The organism is Streptomyces sp. NPDC048297 (genome assembly GCF_043201585.1).
Classification (GTDB): domain Bacteria; phylum Actinomycetota; class Actinomycetes; order Streptomycetales; family Streptomycetaceae; genus Streptomyces.
The window spans coordinates 96846-115333 of sequence record NZ_JBICZA010000020.1 but is presented as its reverse complement, the minus strand read 5'-3'; the positions used below and the strand labels follow the sequence as shown (position 1 = coordinate 115333).

Genomic DNA, 18488 nt, shown 5'->3' with positions numbered 1-18488 from the left:
CACTGACAACGGGCACCGCCGCACCCCTGCACCGGGGCTCCTGGCTCCTGGCTCCTGGCCAAGCCTCCGGCCCGCTCAGCACCCCGTTCGTCGGCCTCCGCCGGTCGACGGACTCATCGCTCCATCCCAGGCGCCCCCACACCGGGAACCAGCGGCTGAGGTCCTGCTCGATCCTCAGGTCGCCCGCGAGCATCGACTTCACCTGCAGCTCCAGCGCGTTGTCCCGGTGCTCGGTGCTCGGTGCTCGGTGCTCGGTGCTCGGTGCTCGGTGCTCGGTGCCCGGTGCTGCCGGGCAGCGGGGCAAAGGGGTAGAAGATACTTTGTTTCTTGGGTTGAGGTCGGCGTGGCCCGAGACGCGCACGTGTCAGCGGCGAAACAGAGTCCCTTCGAGAGGCCCGAGCTGGGCCACTGGCTCAAGGAACAGGCTCCGGAGTTCGATCTGATCCTCTTCTGGAAGCTTGATCGCTTCATCCGTAAAGTCATGGATATGAAGGACATGTTGCGGTGGGCAGAAGACCACGGCTGTAAGTCCTTCGCGTCCGTCACTGAGCCGATCTTCGACCTGACTGGCCCCTTTCGGCATGTGATCATCTCCCTGTTCTCGGCCTTGGCGGAGATGGAGGCCAGCAACACCGCCATGCGGGTCAAGAGCTTCCGGGAGAGCGTCCGGGAGCAGCAGAGGTGGCCCGGAGGCATGCCCGCTTACGGATACGAGGTCTTCAAGGGCGAGGACGGTGCCGCCTACCTCCGCCAGAATCCGCACCAGGTCAACGTCCTCCGCGAGATCGTTAACCGTTTGCTCACCGGAGACGACTCGGCAGCGACCGTCGCTGACGATCTCAACGCCAGGGGAGAGCTGACTCCGAGGGGCACGCGTCCGTCAAAGCGCATCCAGGAGTCCGGGCGCGATTACAAGTGGACGGCAGCCGGTATCCGCAAGATGCTCAAGAGCGAAGCTCTCATGGGCTGGAAAATGGAAAGTCGACGGAAACCCGGCAAGAAGTATTACGAGACCATTCCTGTCATCAACGGTGACGGTCAGAAGGTTCGCATTACGGAGCCGATTTTCACCGATGATGAGTGGAAGGCGCTCCAGGACTGCTTGAACGAGCGAACCTTCACGGTCTCCTCGCCCACCAATATCACCCCGTTCCTGGATGTGATCCGCTGCGGGTACTGCAAGGGCAAGATGCGGTTGCACATCTCTCGCAGAGACAGGAAGGACGGCTCCAGGGCCGAGTACCCGAAGTATCGGTGCGTCAGCCCGCGCATGGTAGACGGCAAGACGCGGCACGGCTGCGCAGAGCAGATCTCCTGGGAGCCAGGCAGGCTCCTAGCCACGTTCGAGCATCACCTGACGGGACAGTTCGGCGATCACGATGTGGAGGAACGTATCTACGTCGTCGGCGAGGACGCCGAAGGCCGGATGGCCGAAATCCGGGAACTGGTCAGTCACATCATGGCGGACATGGAGCCGGGCCGCCGGTACGGCACGGCCCTCATGCGACCCCAGGCAGAGAAGACGCTCGACAAACTCAACGCCGAGTACGAGGCCCTGAGCCAGATGCCAACGGGGGACAGGTGGGAGTACCGCAGTCTTGGTAAGACATGGCGACAGCTTTGGGATGAGAGCACCAACGTGGCTGAGTTGGAGGCGCTCATGAGGCGCAACGGCGTCCAGTTCCTCTGCTACAAGGCCTCGTTCGAGTTGCTCATCCCGGAACGGCTCAAAATATGAGAGGGCTTCTGCCCTTGCGTCGCGTTTTCCACTTGGCGTCTGACACTGAGTCAACAGGTACGTCCGACGTGCGATAGGAAGGGGATTGACTCGCGCGGTAGAAAGGCGTACATCTGGAAGTAGGGCCGCCGGCTGCCGCCGGGGGCCCTTCCTATGTCAGATGGAGGTTAGTTGAGCTACCACTTCGCCAAGGTGTACCGACCTCAGCATCACAATCCAGCAATCGGAAGCGCAGCCCTCCACCCGGAAACCCGTATGTGACTCCTCGCGTTGGACCGTATGCAGCGCGGCGGGCATGCACCCTTGGGTTCCGGTGAATTGCAGCTCATCTTGGCCGACGATAAGGGGGAGCTGTACAGCAAAGGCCGCTACTCGCAAGCGCTGGGGTCCCTCAAGGCTGGTGGACTTCTGGCTCCGGAAGCCAGCAACCCAGCCAGGTCGAGCTGTACGCCCGAGCCTTTGAGCAGCTTGCGCAGGGGGCCGCGCGGGGAGCTGCGGCACGTTCCCTGATAGCGGGTGCATTGGCATCCCTGGACAGAGTCAGCGTGGTTCTCGAGCGGGTTGGCCACGATAGGTACACGATTGAGTGGACTGTGACTCCACAGTCATGTCCGCAGGGTAGGACGCTGCCCCGGTTTCATGCCTTGAAGTCAGGGCCCTTTACCTTCACCGTGGCAGTCCCCTCGCAAGGAGTCGCAGTGCGCCAGGTGGCCGCGCGGCGAGGCTGGTCCTGTCGCTGCTGGGGGAGCGACTCGGAGGACCTGGCCGTCACCAGGGGCATGGCCTCCTCCATCCGCTCCGGGGTGATACCAGCCTCCATGATCAACTTGATGAGCATGTCAGGGAGGGTATGAGAGGTCGGCTTCACAGGCTCACTGTTCCATTCCAGGAGCGCCCCAGACAGGGAACCATCGAGACAGATCTTCCTCGATGCGCAGATCGTTCTTCAGTAGGCCGGCAATCTGGAGCTCCAGCGCGTTGTCACGTTTCTGCTGGCCAAGGCGTATACACAGTGGATAGAACGTACCGCGTTTGTAGAGGTAGACGAGGGCCAGCCTGCGGCCGTCGCCGTCGCTCTCCTTCCGGAACGTGGCGAGTGAGCAGAGCAACTGCGGACCGAAGCCGTTGACCTCCATCGAGCTGTTCACCGCGTGCAGGTCGTTGACCAGTTGGGGCAGCTGCTCGGGGGTGCGGCGGGAGACCAGCCACGAGTAGCCGTAGGCGTCCTGGGCGAGCTCCACCGGGGGGCCGGTGCGGTCCGTGTCCGCGTCGAGCAGCGCCTGGACCTCCCGGTGCGTCTGCTCGAAGGCGGCGCCCTCGACCGTGGCGAAACACACCGCGCCGACGCCGGTCGGCCGGTACCCGGCCGCCGCCTCCAGCGTCACCGCCGCCGACGGCAGCGCGAACAGCCGGTCGAGATCCGGCGCCACCGGTTTCGTACGCCCCAGCAGGATGTCCAGCAGGCCCAAGGTTTCACCCCGCCTTCCCGGGAGTGGCCGCCTCGCCCAGCTCCGCGGAGATCCGCCCCAGCTGGTCGAGCCGCTGCTCCAGGGTCGGGTGGGTGGAGAAGAAGCGCTCGATGCCGGGCTCCTTGCCGGTGGCCGGCGTGAAGTAGAAGGCGTTGAAGGCCTGGGCCGTGCGCAGGTCCTTCGTCGGGATCCGGGCGATGTCCCCGGAGACCTTGGTCAGCGCCGACGCCAGCGCGGAGGGGCGGCCGGTCAGCTGCGCGGCGGCCCGGTCGGCGGCCAGCTCGCGGTAGCGGGACAGCGCCCGGATCAGCAGGAAGCTGATCGCGTACACGGCGGCCGAGACGGCCAGTACGGCGGCGAAGACGGCGGCGGTGTTCTGGTCCCGGCGGCCCCCGCCGAAGACCTGCGAGTAGAACGCGAACCGCACGATGAGTCCCGCGATCACGCCGAGGAACGACGCGACCGTGATCACCGCGACGTCCTTGTGCGCCACGTGCGACAGCTCGTGCGCGAGCACGCCCTCCAGCTCGGCGGGCTCCAGCCGCCGCAGCAGCGCCGTGGTCACACAGACCACGGCATGATCGGGATTCCGGCCGGTCGCGAACGCGTTCGGCATGTCCATGTCGGACACGGCGACCACCGGTTTCGGCATGTCGGCGATCGCGCACAGCCGGTCCACGACGGCGTGCAGCTCGGGATACTCGTCCCGGTCCACGACGCGCCCGTGCATGGCGAACATCGCGATCCGGTCCGAGAACCAGAACTGCGCCACGAACATCGCCCCGACCAGGACCACGACCAGCAGCCAGGACTTCAGCAACGCGATCAACGCGGCCACGAAGGCCACGTACAGCAGCCCGAGCAGGAACAGCGTGACCGTCATGCGCACGGTCAGCTTTCGATCGCTCCGGAAGCGGCTCTGCATCTTGCACCACCCCGCACTCAGGCACTCGTCCCGCTGTCCAGTGTGCACCTCCCACCGGCCATGAACAGGCCCCCGTCACCCCTCGTCACAGCAAAGCCTTCCCCACGTCTGCTCAGTAGGGCGAGCGCATCTGCGCCCAGCCCAGCAGGACTATCACCGCGGCCACGCAGCCGAGGACCACGGCCGTGGAGACCCAGGAGGAGCGGCGCGGGGAGACGGGGTCGGGATCGGCGCGGAAGGGGGCCGGGTCAGGGGGGTTCTCCTTCCAGCGGGCGGCGAGCATACGGGCCCGCGCGGAGGGCTCCTTGTGCTCGGCGGAACTCGCCCAGCGATGATCGAACTCCCGCTCCCAGTCGTCCTGTTCGGACATCCCCGTGCAACCTCTCTCGTCGTGAAGAGCCAGGGCGCATGATCCCCCGGGAGTGGGAAGCCTGGGAAGGGCGAAAGGTTGCACGGCGCCGTGCTCCCGGGGGCTGATCCCCTCCAGGATGCTGAGGGGACGAGGGGCCACTAGCATCGAGTAGTGGGGCCGTCGCAGTGCGGCCACACCAACGACCGCGCCGGACTCTTAACTGAGGTCGCGGCCATCCGGTTCGTGCAGTCGATGACCGCACGGGGGGTGGAAGGAAGGTACGTCCATGAATGCACAGCGTGCCAGGCGTCTCGCGGCGATGTCCGCCGTCGGCGTCCTGCTGGCCGGCGGAGCCACCATCGCCACCGCCACCACGGCTTCGGCCGCCGCTCCCACGCAGGTCACCACCAACCGTGGCTGCGGCGGGTGGGGCAACTGCTACGGATTCAACAACCGCTTCGGCTTCAACAACGGCTTCAACTACGGGTTCAACTACGGGTTCCCGTACGGCTACGGCGGCTACGGCGGCTACGGCTTCGGCACCGGCAGCACGGTCGTGGTCGTGGTGAGGTGATCGCCGGGAGGCGAAGACCCGAGCCGCGGGCCGCGCGACACAACGACGTGACATGACGCGGCGGAGGGCCGCCACCCGGAGTGATTCCGGGTGGCGGCCCTCGGCGTCGGTCTCGGTGTGCGTCGGTCCCGGCGTGCGGGTCCGTCACACGCCGAAGCGCGGGTCTGTCACACGTCGAAGTACAGCTCGAACTCGTGCGGGTGCGGACGCAGCTGCAGCGGCGCGATCTCCTGGGTGCGCTTGAGGTCGATCCACGTCTCGATCAGGTCCGGCGTGAAGACGTCGCCCTGGAGGAGGAACTCGTGGTCGGACTCGAGCGAGTCGAGGACGGCCGGCAGCGAGGTCGGGACCTGGGCGACGTTCGCGTGCTCCTCGGGAGCCAGCTCGTACAGGTCCTTGTCGATCGGCTCGGCGGGCTCGATCTTGTTCTTGATGCCGTCCAGACCCGCGAGGAGCAGGGCGGAGAAGGCCAGGTACGGGTTGCCGGAGGAGTCCGGGGCGCGGAACTCGACGCGCTTGGCCTTCGGGTTGGAACCGGTGATCGGGATACGCATCGCCGCGGAGCGGTTGCGCTGCGAGTACACCAGGTTGATCGGCGCCTCGAAGCCCGGCACCAGGCGGTGGTACGAGTTCACCGTCGGGTTGGTGAAGGCCAGCAGCGACGGGGCGTGCTTGAGGATGCCGCCGATGTAGTAGCGGGCGGTGTCCGACAGGCCCGCGTAACCGGCCTCGTCGTAGAACAGCGGGTCGCCGTTCGTCCACAGCGACTGGTGCACGTGCATGCCCGAGCCGTTGTCACCGAAGATCGGCTTCGGCATGAAGGTCGCGGTCTTGCCGTTGCGCCAGGCGACGTTCTTCACGATGTACTTGAAGAGCTGGAGGTCGTCGGCGGCGGCGAGCAGCGTGTTGAACTTGTAGTTGATCTCCGCCTGGCCGGCGGTGCCCACCTCGTGGTGCTGGCGCTCGACCTTCAGGCCGGCCCGGTCCAGCTCCAGGGAGATCTCGGCGCGCAGGTCGGCGAAGTGGTCGACCGGCGGGACCGGGAAGTAGCCGCCCTTGTAGCGGACCTTGTAGCCGCGGTTGTTCTCGACCGCACCGGTGTTCCAGGCGCCCGCCTCGGAGTCGATGTGGTAGAAGGACTCGTTCGCGCTGGTCGCGAAGCGGACGGAGTCGAAGACGTAGAACTCGGCCTCGGGACCGAAGTACGCCGTGTCGGCGATACCGGTGGACGCGAGGTAGGCCTCGGCCTTCTTCGCCACGTTGCGCGGGTCACGGGAGTACTGCTCGCCCGTGATCGGGTCGTGGATGAAGAAGTTGACGTTGAGCGTCTTGTCGCGGCGGAACGGGTCCACCCGGGCCGTCGACAGGTCGGCGCGCAGGGCCATGTCGGACTCGTGGATGGCCTGGAACCCGCGGATCGACGATCCGTCGAAGGCCAGCTCCTCGTCCGGGTCGAACGCCTCGACGGGCAGCGTGAAGTGCTGCATGACGCCCGGCAGGTCGCAGAAGCGGACGTCGACGAACTTGACCTCCTCGTCCGCGATGAACTTCTTGGCCTCGTCGGCGTTCTGGAACATCCAGCTCCTCCTACTTCCCGACCGTCCTCGACGGGGTAGATCGTTCGTGCGGCCAGTGCGGTGGCACACGGTGGTCTCGACCCTAGGGACGGGTGATTTCTCGGGCGTGACCCGTTTGTTTCGCAGAAGTTAACCGGCCACCCTTCAACGGTAGCCCCGCGACACCCTCCGCGTTCCGCGCGAATGCGGGCACAGTACCGTTGACGGGTGGACAACAGGCAAGCAATCGGATCGTGGCTCTCCGGACCGCGGGCGGCCTTGGAGGACGCCGGTGCCGACTTCGGGTACCGGGGCGAGCGGCTCGGGCTGCCCGAACAGGGCCCGGACTCACTGGCCCGGCCCGGCCGCCGGCTCGGCGCGCTGGCCGTGGACTGGGCACTGTGCGTGCTGATCGCATACGGCCTGATCACGCACGGCAACAGCCCGGCCACGAGCAACTGGGCGCTGCTCGTCTTCTTCGTGATGAGCGCCCTGACGGTCGGCACGATCGGGTTCACCCCGGGCAAGCGCCTCTTCGGCATCCGGGTCGTGGACCTGCGGACCGGCACGGTCAACCCGCTGCGGGCCCTGCTGCGCACGTTCCTGCTCTGCCTCGCGCTCCCCGCCCTGATCTGGGACCGGGACGGCCGCGGCCTGCACGACCGGCTCGCGAAGACCGTCGAGGTCAGGATCTGACCCTTGTAGGCATCGCAGGTCTCGCAGGTCTCGCAGGTACGACGATGGGGCGCCCGGAGTGATCATCCGGGCGCCCCATCGTCGTACGCGTACGAGTCCGCAGGACCTCAGCGGGCCTTCGCGGGACCTCAGCGGGCCTTCGGGCCGCCACCCTTCGGCATCCGCGCACCCTTGGGCATCGGACCCTTCGGGACCGGCATGTTGCTCATCAGGTCGCCCATGGCGCGCAGCCGGTCGTTGGTGGTGGTCACCTGGGGGCCGGTGAGGACGCGCGGGTACTTCAGCATGGTCGTGCGCAGCTTCTTCAGCGCGATCTGGCCCTCGCCGTTGCCGACGATCACGTCGTGCACCGGGACGTCCGCGACGATGCGGTTCATCTTCTTCTTCTCGGCGGCCAGCAGGCCCTTCACCCGGTTCGGGTTGCCCTCGGCGACCAGCACGATGCCGGCCTTGCCGACCGCGCGGTGCACCACGTCCTGGCTGCGGTTCATCGCCACCGCCGGCGTCGTCGTCCAGCCCCGGCCGATGTTGTCCAGGACCGCCGCGGCGGCGCCCGGCTGGCCCTCCATCTGACCGAAGGCGGCCCGCTCGGCCCTGCGGCCGAACACGATCGCCGACGCCAGCAGCGCGACCAGCAGACCGAAGATGCCCAGATAGACCGGGTGACCGATCAAGAAGCCGATCGCGAGGAAGACACCGAGCGTGCCGATGCCGACGGCCGCGAGTACAAGGCCGATCTTCTTGTCGGCCTTGCGGGTCATCTTGTACGTGAGAGCGATCTGCTTCAGTCGCCCTGCGTTCGCGGCGTCCGCCGCGGGTTCCTTCCTCGCCATGCCACGAAGTCTACGTGGCCCCGGGAGCGCCCACGACGGCAGTGCCGGGAAGGGCGGCGGCCCAGGGGGAGGTGGCGGGGCCGGGGGCCGGGTCGGGGGTCAGGAGCGGGTGGTCGCCTGCTCAAGGACGCGCTGCGTCTCGACCCGGTCCTTGGCGCGGCGGCGGTCCTCCAGGACGGAGGTCCAGGCGTTACGGCGGGCGGTGCGCTGGCCGCTGCTCATGAGCAGCGACTCGACGGCGCGGAGTGCGCCGGTGAAGGTCGGAATGGCGGTGGCGCGAACGGGCGCGGCCTGCATGGTCGAGGTCCCCCCTCGGTCCGGGTCTACATCGAGTGATACCAGGGTCACTCATTGGTGTTACCAGGGCGTGACCGGCCGGTCAAACGCCAATGAAACCTTTATAGGGAGTCCGGAAACGCCGACGCGGCCCTGAGGTCGCCCTCATCTGCGAGGACGGTCAGGACCGCGCCAACTCGGCCACTACTGGCCAGTAGTAACTTGTGCGAGAATTCACACGCCTTGCTCACACCGCCTGGGTGGCGATGTACGAACCACGCTTCTCGACGGCCATCTGGTAAAGGCGCCCGGCGCGGTACGAGGAGCGCACCAGCGGGCCGGACATCACACCGGAGAAGCCGATCCTCTCGGCCTCCTCCTTCAGCTCCACGAACTCCTGCGGCTTCACCCAGCGCTCCACCGGGTGGTGGCGCACGGAGGGGCGCAGGTACTGGGTGATGGTGACCAGCTCGCAGCCCGCGTCGTGCAGCTGCTTGAGCGCCTCGACGACCTCCTCGCGGGTCTCGCCCATGCCGAGGATCAGGTTGGACTTGGTGACCAGGCCGAAGTCGCGGGCCTCGGTGATGACCTTCAGGGAGCGCTCGTAACGGAAGCCGGGGCGGATCCGCTTGAAGATCCGCGGGACCGTCTCGACGTTGTGCGCGAAGACCTCGGGGCGGGACTCGAAGACCTCGGCCAGCTGCTCCGGGACCGCGTTGAAGTCGGGGGCCAGCAGCTCCACCTTCGTACGGCCGGCCTCACGCTCCGCCGTCTGCTGGTGGATCTGGCGTACGGTCTCCGCGTACAGCCAGGCGCCGCCGTCCTCCAGGTCGTCGCGGGCGACGCCGGTGATGGTGGCGTAGTTCAGGTCCATCGTGACCACGGACTCGCCGACGCGGCGCGGCTCGTCGCGGTCGAGCGCCTCGGGCTTGCCGGTGTCGATCTGGCAGAAGTCACAGCGCCGGGTGCACTGGTCGCCGCCGATGAGGAAGGTCGCCTCGCGGTCCTCCCAGCACTCGTAGATGTTCGGACAGCCGGCTTCCTGGCAGACCGTGTGCAGGCCCTCGCTCTTCACGAGGTTCTGCATCTTCGTGTACTCGGGGCCCATTTTCGCCCGCGTCTTGATCCACTCGGGCTTGCGCTCGATGGGGGTCTGGCTGTTGCGGACCTCCAGACGCAGCATCTTGCGTCCGTCGGGTGCGACTGCGGACACGACCGGCTCCCTGCTGATTGCTTAGACCGTGGTCTTCGATTCTTCGGCGTACACCAGGGTACGCCCGTGTTAATCGAGCCCTGCCTGGGAGTCCGACCGGGGACCCGCAGGGCGGATTCCCGACGTCAGGCGGACGCCTTCTCGATCACGCGCGGTTTGAGGTCCGCGTTCTCCAGGATGTCCTTCAGGTGCCTCTCCGCCACCGGCAGGACCTCCTCGACCGTGATGTCCCGGCCCAGCTCGTTCGCGAGCGAGGCGACGCCCGCGTCACGGATGCCGCACGGGATGATCCGGTCGAACCAGCGGTTGTCCGGGTTCACGTTGAAGGAGAAGCCGTGCATCGTGACGCCCTTGGCGACGCGGATGCCGATCGCGGCGATCTTGCGGTCCTCGCGGCGCTGCCCGGCGTTGGAGGGGGCGTACTCCGGTCCGTTCAGACGGGGGTCGAACTCGTCGTCGCCGAGCCGGGGGTCGAGGTCCAGGGACAGCCCGCCGAGGGAGGGGCGCCGCTCGACCGGGTCGCCCAGCACCCAGACCCCGCTGCGGCCCTCGACCCGGGTGGTCTCGACGCCGTACTCGGCGCAGGTGCGGATGAGCGCCTCCTCCAGGCGGCGCACGTGCGCGACCACGTCCACCGGGCGGGGCAGCTTCTGGATCGGGTAGCCCACCAGCTGGCCGGGGCCGTGCCAGGTGATCTTGCCACCGCGGTCCACGTCGATGACCGGGGTGCCGTCGAGGGGGCGCTCGCTGTCCGCGGTGCGGCGTCCCGCCGTGTACACCGGGGGGTGCTCCAGCAGCAGCACGGTGTCGGAGATCTCGTCGGCGAACCGGGCCGCGTGGACCCGGCGCTGCTCGTCCCACGCCTCCTGGTACTCGACGGCATCCGCACCGAACCCCATGCGGACGAACCGCAGTTCACTCACGGCAAGCGCCTCCCTCGGCATTCCGTGGCACCCCCGGCCTGCCGGCGATGGGTGCGTCAGGCACGTATCGCGCCCACGCCACTGTACGTCCGACCGGGCGACGTCAGCCCAGCAGGCAATCCTCACACGATCGGATGAATGCATGGGGAAGTGTGCGACGACCTGCTCACTCAGCGCTACATTCGCGCCGTTCGTGAGGCCAAAAGGGCTGCTCATCGGCAATCCGGCACCTCAGAGGCCTGGAAGGCAGGAGACCGCACCACAGATGACGGACCGACCCGCGCAGCGCACCCCCAACCGCCAGCTCGCCGCGCTCATCGCAGAGGCGGGGTTCTCCAACGCGGGTCTGGCCCGTCGCGTCGACCAGCTCGGCCTGGAGCACGGGCTGGATCTCAGATACGACAAGACGTCCGTCACCCGCTGGCTGCGCGGGCAGCAGCCCAGAGGGACGACGCCCGCCCTCATCGCCGAGGTGTTCACGCGCCGGCTCGGACGCCGGCTCACGGCCCAGGACCTCGGACTGGACGCCTGTGCGCCGGTGTACGCCGGGCTGGAGTTCGCGGCGACCCCCGAGGAGGCCGTCGACATCGTCAGCGGGCTGTGGCGCAAGGACTCCGGCAGCCACGCCGAGCTGCGCAAGATCGCCTTCACACCGGCGGGGCTCGTCGTGCCCAGCCGCGACTGGCTGATCGGCAGGGCCGACGACCGGGTGGCCCGCGAGGCGCCGCCCCGGGTGCCCGCGCAGGGCCGGCCCGGCGTCACCAGGGACCGGACCGGCGGTCTCAAGGACCAGGCCGGCGGTCTCAAGGACCGGCCCGGTGGCGTCAAGGACCGGCCCGAGTCCGTGCTCGCCCCGCCCCGCTCCCGCGGCCACGCAGAGCGCACGCCCGGACACCGGGTCAGCGGCGGCGACATCGCCGCGCTGCGCTCGGTCGGGGAGCTGTTCCGCACCCTGGACGACCAGTACGGCGGCGGGCACGCGCGCCAGGCCCTGGTGCGCTATCTGGAGCACGAGTGCGAGCCGATGCTGCGCGGGGTGTACGGCGAGCAGACCGGCCGCCGCCTGTTCGCCGCTGCCGCCGACCTCACCCGGCTCGCCGGCTGGACGTCGTTCGACATCGCCGCGCACGGACTCGCCCAGCGCTACTTCGTGCAGGCCCTGCGGCTGTCCCAGGCGGCCGGCGACCGCGCGTACGGCTCGTACGTGCTGGTCACCATGAGCCGCCAGGCCGTCTACCTCGGGCACGGCAGAGAGGCGGTGCAGCTGGCACGGGTCGCGCAGCAGGGGGTCGGCAGCGGCGCGCCCCCGGTCGTCCAGGCGCTGCTGCACACCGCCGAGGCGCGGGCGCACGGTGTGCTCGCGGAGGTGCGGGCGTGCACGAGCGCGCTGGTGCGGGCCGAGCGCGCCCTGGAGGCGGCGCGGCCCGGGGACGAGGTGCCGTACTGGGCGCGCTTCGTCGACGAGGCACAACTGGCCGACGAGTTCGGGCACTGCCACCGCGACCTGCAGCAGTACCGGGCCGCCGCGCAGCACGCGGAGCGCTCTCTCCAGCTGCGGGCGCCGTCCTGTGCCCGCAGCAGGCTCTTCTGCCGCGTCGTCCTCGCCACCGCCTGTCTCGGCCTCGGCGAACTCGACCAGGCGTGCGCGCTGGCCGCCGAGGCGGCGGGGCAGGCGGCGGAGATGCGCTCCGCGCGGGCGCACGAGTACGTGAGGGACTTCGAGCGCCGGCTGGAGCCGTACAAGGACGCGGCGCCGGTGCGGGGGTATCGGGAGAAGGTCGCGGCTCTCGGCTGAGGGGGCCTGCGGAGCTTTCGCCGTTGTGGGTGGGGCTGTTCTTTGGGTGACGCTTTGTTGTGGTTGCTCGCGCCCCGCGGCGGAGCCGCCTGTCGGATGGGGCCCCGCGCCCCTTTCGGGGCGCTTCTTTCCGCGCTCCTTTCAGGGGCTCATGCCGCCTTCGGCATGGTCGGGGCCGGGTCGGCGCGGTGCATGGGGGTGGTGGCGGAGAGGTCCGCGAGGATCGCGGTCGTGGCGCGCTGGGCGGAGTGGAGGGCGCCCTGGACGGTGCTGGTGTCGCGGTGGTCGCCGCAGACGTAGAGGCCGGCCAGGAGGCGTACAGGGCGGCGCAGGTCGTGCGGGGGGCGCATGGTGGGGACGGCCTCGGGGGTGTGGTGGACGGCCAGGGTCTCCCAGCGGTGCGTCGAGGTGCCGTAGAGGCGGGAGAGGTGGATGCGCACGGCCGTGTCGAGGTCCTCGGGCGGGCGGCCGAGGACGGTCGAGGAGATCAGCGGCCGGCCGGCGGGCGCCCGGCTCGGGTCGACGTTGCTGAGGACCGCCGTGTGGGCCACCGGGCCGCCGCGGTCGGCGTCCAGGAGCAGTGACGTGCCCGTGGAGAGCGCCGGGCCCGGGTCGTCCGTGGTGTGGTGGACGACCGTCACCGGGTGGAAGTCCGGCACCCGCAGGCCCGGCAGCAGCTCGGCCGCCGCCCGCGCGTCGGTCGCCAGCAGCACGGCGCGGCAGCGGATCACCCCGTGCTCGGCGGTGGTCACCGCGGTCGTCGACACGGAGGTGACCCGCACCCCGGTGTGCACGGTGCCGGGTGGCAGTGCCCCGGCCAGCAGCTCGGGCAGTGCCTCGGCGCCCCCCTCCGGCACGCACAGCCGCCCGCTGGCGAACGAGCGCAGCGCCAGGTCGGCGCAGCGGCTGGACGTGCTCAGCTCGGGGTCGCAGAGCAGCGCGGCGAGCAGCGGGCGCAGGAAGCCGTCGACGGTGCGGGCGGGCACCCCGTGGGCCGCCAGCGCCTGCGCGGCGGGCAACTCCGGGCGGGACAGCAGCCGTTCGACGGGCATGGCCGCGATCCGGCCCAGCGCGGTGCCGAGCCGGGCCTGGTCGACCGCGCCGCCCATCGGCGCGCTCACCCGGGCAGGCGACGCCGCCGGCCCCCTGGGGGCGCTCGCGAGGGCGCGCGCCACATGGAGTGCGCCCCTGGCGCTCCCTCTGGCCGCCGGTGCGCCCGCGTGGTGCCTGCGCCCGTCGTGGTGCAGCAGGACGCCGGGGGCGAAGCGGCGCAGGGCGAGCGACCTGAGCCCCGGGGTCAGGCCGAGTTCGGGATACGACGTGGACAGCGGCTGTCCGATGCGGTCGAGCCGGAAGCCGTCGACCTTCTCGGTCGACATGCGGCCGCCCGGACACGGGGCGGCCTCCAGGACTGCGGTGGTCATTCCTGCGCTGGTGAGCCGATGAGCCGCCGAGAGTCCGGCGATCCCGGCTCCCACGATGACGACGTCCACCTGGTACGCGGGGTCAAGCACGAGCCCCTCCTGTGGTTGCGCGGCCGGTGGAGACGTCATGCCCCCAACAGGCTCCAGGGATACCCGAGTTCGGCTTGAGGTTAGGTCCCGGAGCGGCCAGGAACAGTCGCGCATGAACAGGGCACGGTCGCATGGAGGTCGCATACGGTCACATATGAACACTCACGCCGCTGCACGCACGGCGTCCTCGATCCCCGGGAACGCGAACCGGAACCCCGACTCCGACAACCGCTTCGGCACCACCCGCTGACTGCCCAGCACATCCCCGGCCATCTCGCCCAGCACCGTCCGCAGCACCGGCGCCGGCACCGCGCACACCGTCGGCCGGTGCAGCACCCGCCCCATCGCCGCGGTGATCTCACGGTTCGTCAGCGGTGTGGGCGCGGTCAGGTTGAACGGCCCGGACAGCTCGTCGTGGTCGATGAGATGCCGGATCGCGGCGACCTCGTCGTGCAGCGCGATGTACGACCAGTACTGCCCGCCGTCTCCCAGACGCCCCCCGAGCCCCGCCCGGAACAGCGGGAACAGCCGCCCCCAGGCCCCGCCGGACCGGGCCACCACCAGCCCCGTGCGCGGGAACACCGTACGCACGCCCGCCTCCTGAGCGGGCGCGGCGGCCTCCTCCCACTCCACGCACACCGAGGAGAGGAAACCGTCCCCCGGGGGCGTGTCCTCGTCCACGACCCGGTCACCCGTGTCGCCGTAGATGCCGATCGCGCTGCCGTTCACGAACACCCGCGGCGGCTCGGGCAGCGCGGCCACCGCCTCCGCCAGCGCCGCCGTGCCCAGCACCCGGCTGTCCCGGATCCGCCGCTTGTACTCCGCCGTCCAGCGGTGGTCGCCCACCCCGGCCCCGGCCAGATTGACCACCACGTCGCAGCCGGCCAGCCCCGCCGCGTCCACGTACCCCCCCTCGGGGTCCCAGCAGACCTCCTGCGCGCCCCGCGCCCCGCGGCGGACCAGCCGCACCACCTCGTACCCGTCCGCGGTCAGGGACCGCACCAGAGCGCCGCCGATCAGACCGGACGCACCCGCCACCGCGACTCTTGATCGTTGCATGACTCCAGCATGCGCGTTACGGCCCCGGGATCCGCGGAAAACCGGGCGGGTGTCCGTGAACCGCCGCCGTAGAGTGACCGCCATGCCCGAGCCGTACATACGCGTCGCCGCGGACGACGACGCACCGCAACTGTCCGCCCTCGACCGCGCCACCTGGTCCACCCTGCACGCGGTGACGCCCGAGCCGCAGCCGCCGTACGACCCGTTCTTCGACGAGCGTCATCCGGCGGGCGACTTCCTGGTCGCCGTGCTCGACGGGCGCATCGCCGGGTACATCCGGCTCGCCCGCCCGACCCCGCTCGCCGCGAACGCGCACGTCCTGCAGATCCAGGGGCTCGCCGTCGCCGAGGCGGCACGCGGACGGGGCGTCGCACGGGATCTGGTCCGGGCCGCCGCCGACGAGGCACGACGGCGCGGCGCGCGGCGCCTCACCCTGCGCGTGCTCGGCCACAACACCCCGGCCCGGGGGCTGTACGAGTCCGAGGGGTTCGCCGTCGAGGGGATCCAGCCGCAGGAGTTCTTCCTGGCCGGCGCGTACGTCGACGACGTCCTCATGGGCCGCGCGCTGTAAGCAGCGGGACGCGTCGCACGGCGTCCTACGACGTCACCAGTTCGCCCGTGTCCACCGGTGCCGTGGCCGACGCCGCCCGGGTGGCGTCGGCCGCCACCTCGTCCGCCGTGAGCGCGTACCCCGTCTCGGAGTCCGAGGTGGAGCGGGCGAAGACCACGCCGAACACCCGGCCGTCGGTGGTCAGCAGCGGGCCGCCGGAGTTGCCCGGCCGGACCGTCGAGCGCAGCGAGTAGATCTCCCGGGTGACCGAGCCGTCGTTGTAGATGTTCTGGCCCCTCGCCCGCACCCGGTTGCCCACCGTCGCCGCCTGGAGGTCCAGGCTGCCGTCCTGCGGATAGCCCGCGACCACCGCCGCCTGGCCCCGCCCGGCGAGCCCGTCGAAGCGCAGCACCGGGGCGCTCAGCCGGGGCACGTACAGCACCGCCACGTCCCGCTCCGGGTCGAAGAGCACCACCCGCGCCTCGTACGACCGCCCGACCCCGCCGACCCGCACGCCCGGGTCGTCGATGCCGGCCACCACGTGCGCGTTCGTCATCACGTGCTGCGGGGAGTAGACGAAGCCGCTGCCCTCGCGGCCCTCGGTCCCGGAGGCGCCCTCGATCTTCACCGTGCTCAGCCTGGCCGCCCGCGTCGCGTCCGCCGTGACGTTGTCGCCGGAGGGCTTGGCCACCTGCGCCGTGGACTCGTTCTCGAACGGGTTGAAGACCTGCGGGAACCCCGCCTCGGTCAGCGCGGAGGTGGCCCGCGAGAACCACGCCGGCGTCGTGTCCGGCATCGTGCGCTGCACCGCGCCCAGCAGCGCCGAGTTGCGGATCTGCGTCGTCAGCGTCTGGGACGGCGCCGCCCCCAGCACGCTCGCCGCGACCCAGGCCACGATCAGCACGGCGACCACGTTGGCCGCCGCACCCCCGACCCCGTCCGCCACCCGCAGCGGACTGCGGCCGGCCCGGTCCAGTTCGTCGCGCAGCCGCAGTGACAGCCGGCCCGCCAGCTCGTGCCCCACCATGCCCGGCACCAGCACCGTCAGCACGGCCAGCACCGTCGCCGTCGCCGAGCCGCGCGCCGCCAGCCCGGTCACCCAGGGCAGCGCCCACACGCCGACGACCGCGCCGCCCACGAACCCGGCCAGCGACACACATCCGGCCACCAGCCCGCGCCGGTAACCGGACGCCGCGTAGAGGACGAGCACCAGCACGAGCACCAGGTCGAGCAGGTCCACGGAGCCGCCTTTCCCTCGGGCCCCCTGATACGGGCGGGACAGGCCCGATGATCAGTCACACGCCACGAAGCGGCCACCCGGGGCCGCGCGGTGCACGAGTGCGTGCACTCCCAGAAACGTCCTGCACCTGGGGGATGGTTCCACCAGGTGGCACACCACACGTCGCGGACGGGGCGGACCGGTCCGACAGTGGGCCCATGCGTCTCATGCGAGGGCCCGGACCACGGAAGTGGCGACCCGTGCCCCTACCCGTGCCCCGTGCCGTCCTCGTCCTGCTCGGCGGTCTGCCCGGTCTGGCCGCCGTTCTCGCGCTGGTCCTGTGCGCCCAGGACTTCGAGAGCGCCGGCACCGCCCAGGTCGCCCGGCCCGCCCCCGCCCAGGCCGCGACCCCGCACCACGCGGCCCGCCCGGCCATCCTGCCCCGCTCCTCCTGGCTGGACAGCACCACCCTGCGCACCCAGCCGCCCCCGCGCTACGACGACAAGGTGATCGCCGTCTTCGTCCACCACACCGACTCGCCCAACGGCTACGACTGCGCCGACACGCCCCGCATCATCCGCTCCCTGTACGCGGGCCAGACCGGCGCCCGCGCCTGGGACGACATCGGCTACAACTTCCTCGTCGACCGCTGCGGCACCATCTACGAAGGCCGAGCCGGGGGCGCCGAGCTGGCCGTCACCGGCGCCCACACCCAGGGCTTCAACCACCGCTCCGCCGGCATCGCGGCCGTCGGCACCTTCACCGCGGGCGTCCCCGTGCCCCGGGCCATGACCGACGCGATCGCCCGGGTCGCCGCCTGGAAACTGGGCCTCGCCGACATCGACCCGCGCGCCCGCGTCCGCCTCGTCTCCAGCAACGGCCTCAGCCGCTACAAGGCCGGCACCACCGCCACCCTCCTCGCCGTCTCCGGCCACGACGACGGCTACCCGACCAGCTGCCCCGGCGCCTCCCTGAGCGCCCAGCTGCCCGCCATCCGGGAGTCCGCGGCCCGGCTGCAGGGCCGCATCCCCCCGGCACCGGCCCGTCCCAGCACACCCGCCACGCCCGGCCCGCCCAGCACGCCCGGCCCGCCCGGCACACCCGCCACGCCCGGCCCGCCCAGCACGCCCGGCCCGCCCGGCACACCCGCCACACCGGGCGCGCCCAGCACACCCGGCCCGCCCAGCGCGCCCAGCCCGCCCAGCGCGCCCAGCACACCCGTCACGCCCGGCCCGCCCGGCTCGCGTCCGTCCGCACCCGGCGTCACTCCCTGAAGCGCTCCCACAGCCGGGGATAGCGCTGCGCGAGCGCGCGGTCGTTCTCCAGCTCGACCGGTGAACCCTCCGGTTCCGAGGGGGCCGGGGCGATGCCCAGGTCCGGGGCGACGGTCCCGGTGAGCTGCTCGTACGCCTCGTCGGCGGCGTAGCCCAGCTCCTCGCCGTCCCCGTCGATCTCCTCGTCGAAGTCGTCCAGCAGGTCGGCCAGGGAGTCCGGGTCGTGCAGGGCGCCCTCGAAGACCTCCCGGCCGGCCCCGATCAGCCAGCAGCGGAAGAAGTCGAACGCGTCGTCGCTGGCCCCGTCCAGCAGCACCCAGGCGGCGCCCCACAGGTCCCAGCGGTAGGCCCGGTTGTAGCGGGCCTCGAAGTGACGGGCGAAGTCCAGGACCATCTCCGGGTCCAGCTGGAGCAACCGGTCCACCAGCAGGTCCGCCTGCTCCTCGGGGTCGCCCTCGGCGGCCTCGCGGGTGGCGTCGATCAGCGCCCAGAACTCCGTCTCGTCCATCACGGGACCAGCAT

General features: G+C 70.5%; 17 protein-coding genes and 2 pseudogenes. 6 read left to right on the top strand and 13 right to left on the bottom strand.

From position 1 onward, the window contains the following. Positions 1 to 145: 145 nt before the first annotated feature. Positions 146 to 361: pseudogene (locus ACGFYV_RS22760) on the bottom strand (hypothetical protein); the annotation flags it as partial. Between ACGFYV_RS22760 and ACGFYV_RS22755 the strand changes: the two are divergent. After that, the gene (locus tag ACGFYV_RS22755) at positions 344 to 1738 is read left to right on the top strand and encodes a recombinase family protein (protein ID WP_393880250.1); all 1395 of its coding nucleotides are present in this window, start codon (positions 344 to 346) and stop codon (positions 1736 to 1738) included. The pseudogene ACGFYV_RS22760 and the gene ACGFYV_RS22755 overlap by 18 nt on opposite strands. An 872-nt stretch (positions 1739 to 2610) precedes the next feature. Here ACGFYV_RS22755 and ACGFYV_RS22750 read toward each other — a convergent pair. The 3 genes from ACGFYV_RS22750 to ACGFYV_RS22740 form a co-directional block, all read right to left on the bottom strand. Continuing rightward, a complete protein-coding gene (locus ACGFYV_RS22750; protein ID WP_393880249.1) occupies positions 2611 to 3207 on the bottom strand; it encodes a hypothetical protein in 597 nt (198 codons plus the stop codon). A gap of 4 nt (positions 3208 to 3211) precedes the next feature. Next, on the bottom strand, positions 3212 to 4132 hold the full coding sequence (gene htpX, locus ACGFYV_RS22745) for a zinc metalloprotease HtpX (protein WP_393880248.1): 921 nt from the start codon (positions 4130 to 4132) through the stop codon (positions 3212 to 3214). A gap of 112 nt (positions 4133 to 4244) precedes the next feature. Continuing rightward, positions 4245 to 4502, bottom strand: coding sequence for a hypothetical protein (locus tag ACGFYV_RS22740; protein ID WP_393880247.1), 258 nt, complete (start codon positions 4500 to 4502; stop codon positions 4245 to 4247). Between the two features lie 268 nt (positions 4503 to 4770). Between ACGFYV_RS22740 and ACGFYV_RS22735 the strand changes: the two genes are divergently transcribed. Further along, on the top strand, positions 4771 to 5058 hold the full coding sequence (locus ACGFYV_RS22735; RefSeq protein WP_393880246.1) for a hypothetical protein: 288 nt from the start codon (positions 4771 to 4773) through the stop codon (positions 5056 to 5058). 167 nt (positions 5059 to 5225) lie between these two features. On the opposite strand, the gene glnA is transcribed toward ACGFYV_RS22735, so the two are convergent. After that, on the bottom strand, positions 5226 to 6635 hold the full coding sequence (gene glnA / locus ACGFYV_RS22730; protein ID WP_393880245.1) for a type I glutamate--ammonia ligase: 1410 nt from the start codon (positions 6633 to 6635) through the stop codon (positions 5226 to 5228). 207 nt (positions 6636 to 6842) lie between these two features. On the opposite strand from glnA, the gene ACGFYV_RS22725 reads away from it, so the two are divergent. After that, entirely contained in the window at positions 6843 to 7310 is a 468-nt protein-coding gene (locus tag ACGFYV_RS22725; RefSeq protein ID WP_393880244.1) for an RDD family protein, read from the top strand. Positions 7311 to 7438: 128 nt separating this feature from the next. Here the strand turns inward: ACGFYV_RS22725 and ACGFYV_RS22720 are convergent, their stop codons facing one another. From ACGFYV_RS22720 to lipB, 4 genes are all read right to left on the bottom strand, one after another. Further along, entirely contained in the window at positions 7439 to 8143 is a 705-nt protein-coding gene (locus tag ACGFYV_RS22720) for a DUF4191 domain-containing protein (protein ID WP_393880243.1), read from the bottom strand. A 99-nt stretch (positions 8144 to 8242) separates the two neighbouring features. After that, entirely contained in the window at positions 8243 to 8440 is a 198-nt protein-coding gene (locus ACGFYV_RS22715; protein WP_393880242.1) for a hypothetical protein, read from the bottom strand. A 226-nt stretch (positions 8441 to 8666) separates the two neighbouring features. Beyond that, a complete protein-coding gene (gene lipA, locus ACGFYV_RS22710) occupies positions 8667 to 9632 on the bottom strand; it encodes a lipoyl synthase (protein ID WP_393880241.1) in 966 nt (321 codons plus the stop codon). 125 nt (positions 9633 to 9757) lie between these two features. After that, a complete protein-coding gene (gene lipB / locus ACGFYV_RS22705; protein ID WP_393880240.1) occupies positions 9758 to 10555 on the bottom strand; it encodes a lipoyl(octanoyl) transferase LipB in 798 nt (265 codons plus the stop codon). Between the two features lie 265 nt (positions 10556 to 10820). Between lipB and ACGFYV_RS22700 the strand changes: the two genes are divergently transcribed. Next, positions 10821 to 12350 (top strand): regulator, encoded by a 1530-nt coding sequence (locus tag ACGFYV_RS22700; protein WP_393880239.1) that lies wholly within the window; start codon positions 10821 to 10823, stop codon positions 12348 to 12350. A gap of 149 nt (positions 12351 to 12499) precedes the next feature. Here the strand turns inward: ACGFYV_RS22700 and ACGFYV_RS22695 are convergent, their stop codons facing one another. Both ACGFYV_RS22695 and ACGFYV_RS22690 read right to left on the bottom strand, forming a co-directional pair. Further along, positions 12500 to 13864, bottom strand: a complete 1365-nt coding sequence (locus ACGFYV_RS22695) for an NAD(P)/FAD-dependent oxidoreductase (RefSeq protein ID WP_393880238.1) — start codon at positions 13862 to 13864, stop codon at positions 12500 to 12502. A gap of 162 nt (positions 13865 to 14026) precedes the next feature. After that, entirely contained in the window at positions 14027 to 14923 is an 897-nt protein-coding gene (locus tag ACGFYV_RS22690; protein WP_393880237.1) for a TIGR01777 family oxidoreductase, read from the bottom strand. Positions 14924 to 15005: 82 nt separating this feature from the next. On the opposite strand from ACGFYV_RS22690, the gene ACGFYV_RS22685 reads away from it, so the two are divergent. Continuing rightward, positions 15006 to 15494: a GNAT family N-acetyltransferase gene (locus tag ACGFYV_RS22685; protein ID WP_393880236.1), complete on the top strand. Its 489-nt coding sequence runs from the start codon at positions 15006 to 15008 to the stop codon at positions 15492 to 15494. Positions 15495 to 15519: 25 nt separating this feature from the next. On the opposite strand, the gene ACGFYV_RS22680 is transcribed toward ACGFYV_RS22685, so the two are convergent. Further along, positions 15520 to 16713, bottom strand: a complete 1194-nt coding sequence (locus tag ACGFYV_RS22680) for a MarP family serine protease (RefSeq protein WP_393880235.1) — start codon at positions 16711 to 16713, stop codon at positions 15520 to 15522. A gap of 134 nt (positions 16714 to 16847) precedes the next feature. On the opposite strand from ACGFYV_RS22680, the pseudogene ACGFYV_RS22675 reads away from it, so the two are divergent. Next, positions 16848 to 17720 (top strand): annotated as a pseudogene (locus ACGFYV_RS22675) (peptidoglycan recognition protein); the annotation flags it as partial. A gap of 235 nt (positions 17721 to 17955) precedes the next feature. Here ACGFYV_RS22675 and ACGFYV_RS22670 read toward each other — a convergent pair. Continuing rightward, on the bottom strand, positions 17956 to 18474 hold the full coding sequence (locus tag ACGFYV_RS22670; protein WP_393880293.1) for a DUF4240 domain-containing protein: 519 nt from the start codon (positions 18472 to 18474) through the stop codon (positions 17956 to 17958). Between the last annotated feature and the right edge of the window lie 14 nt (positions 18475 to 18488).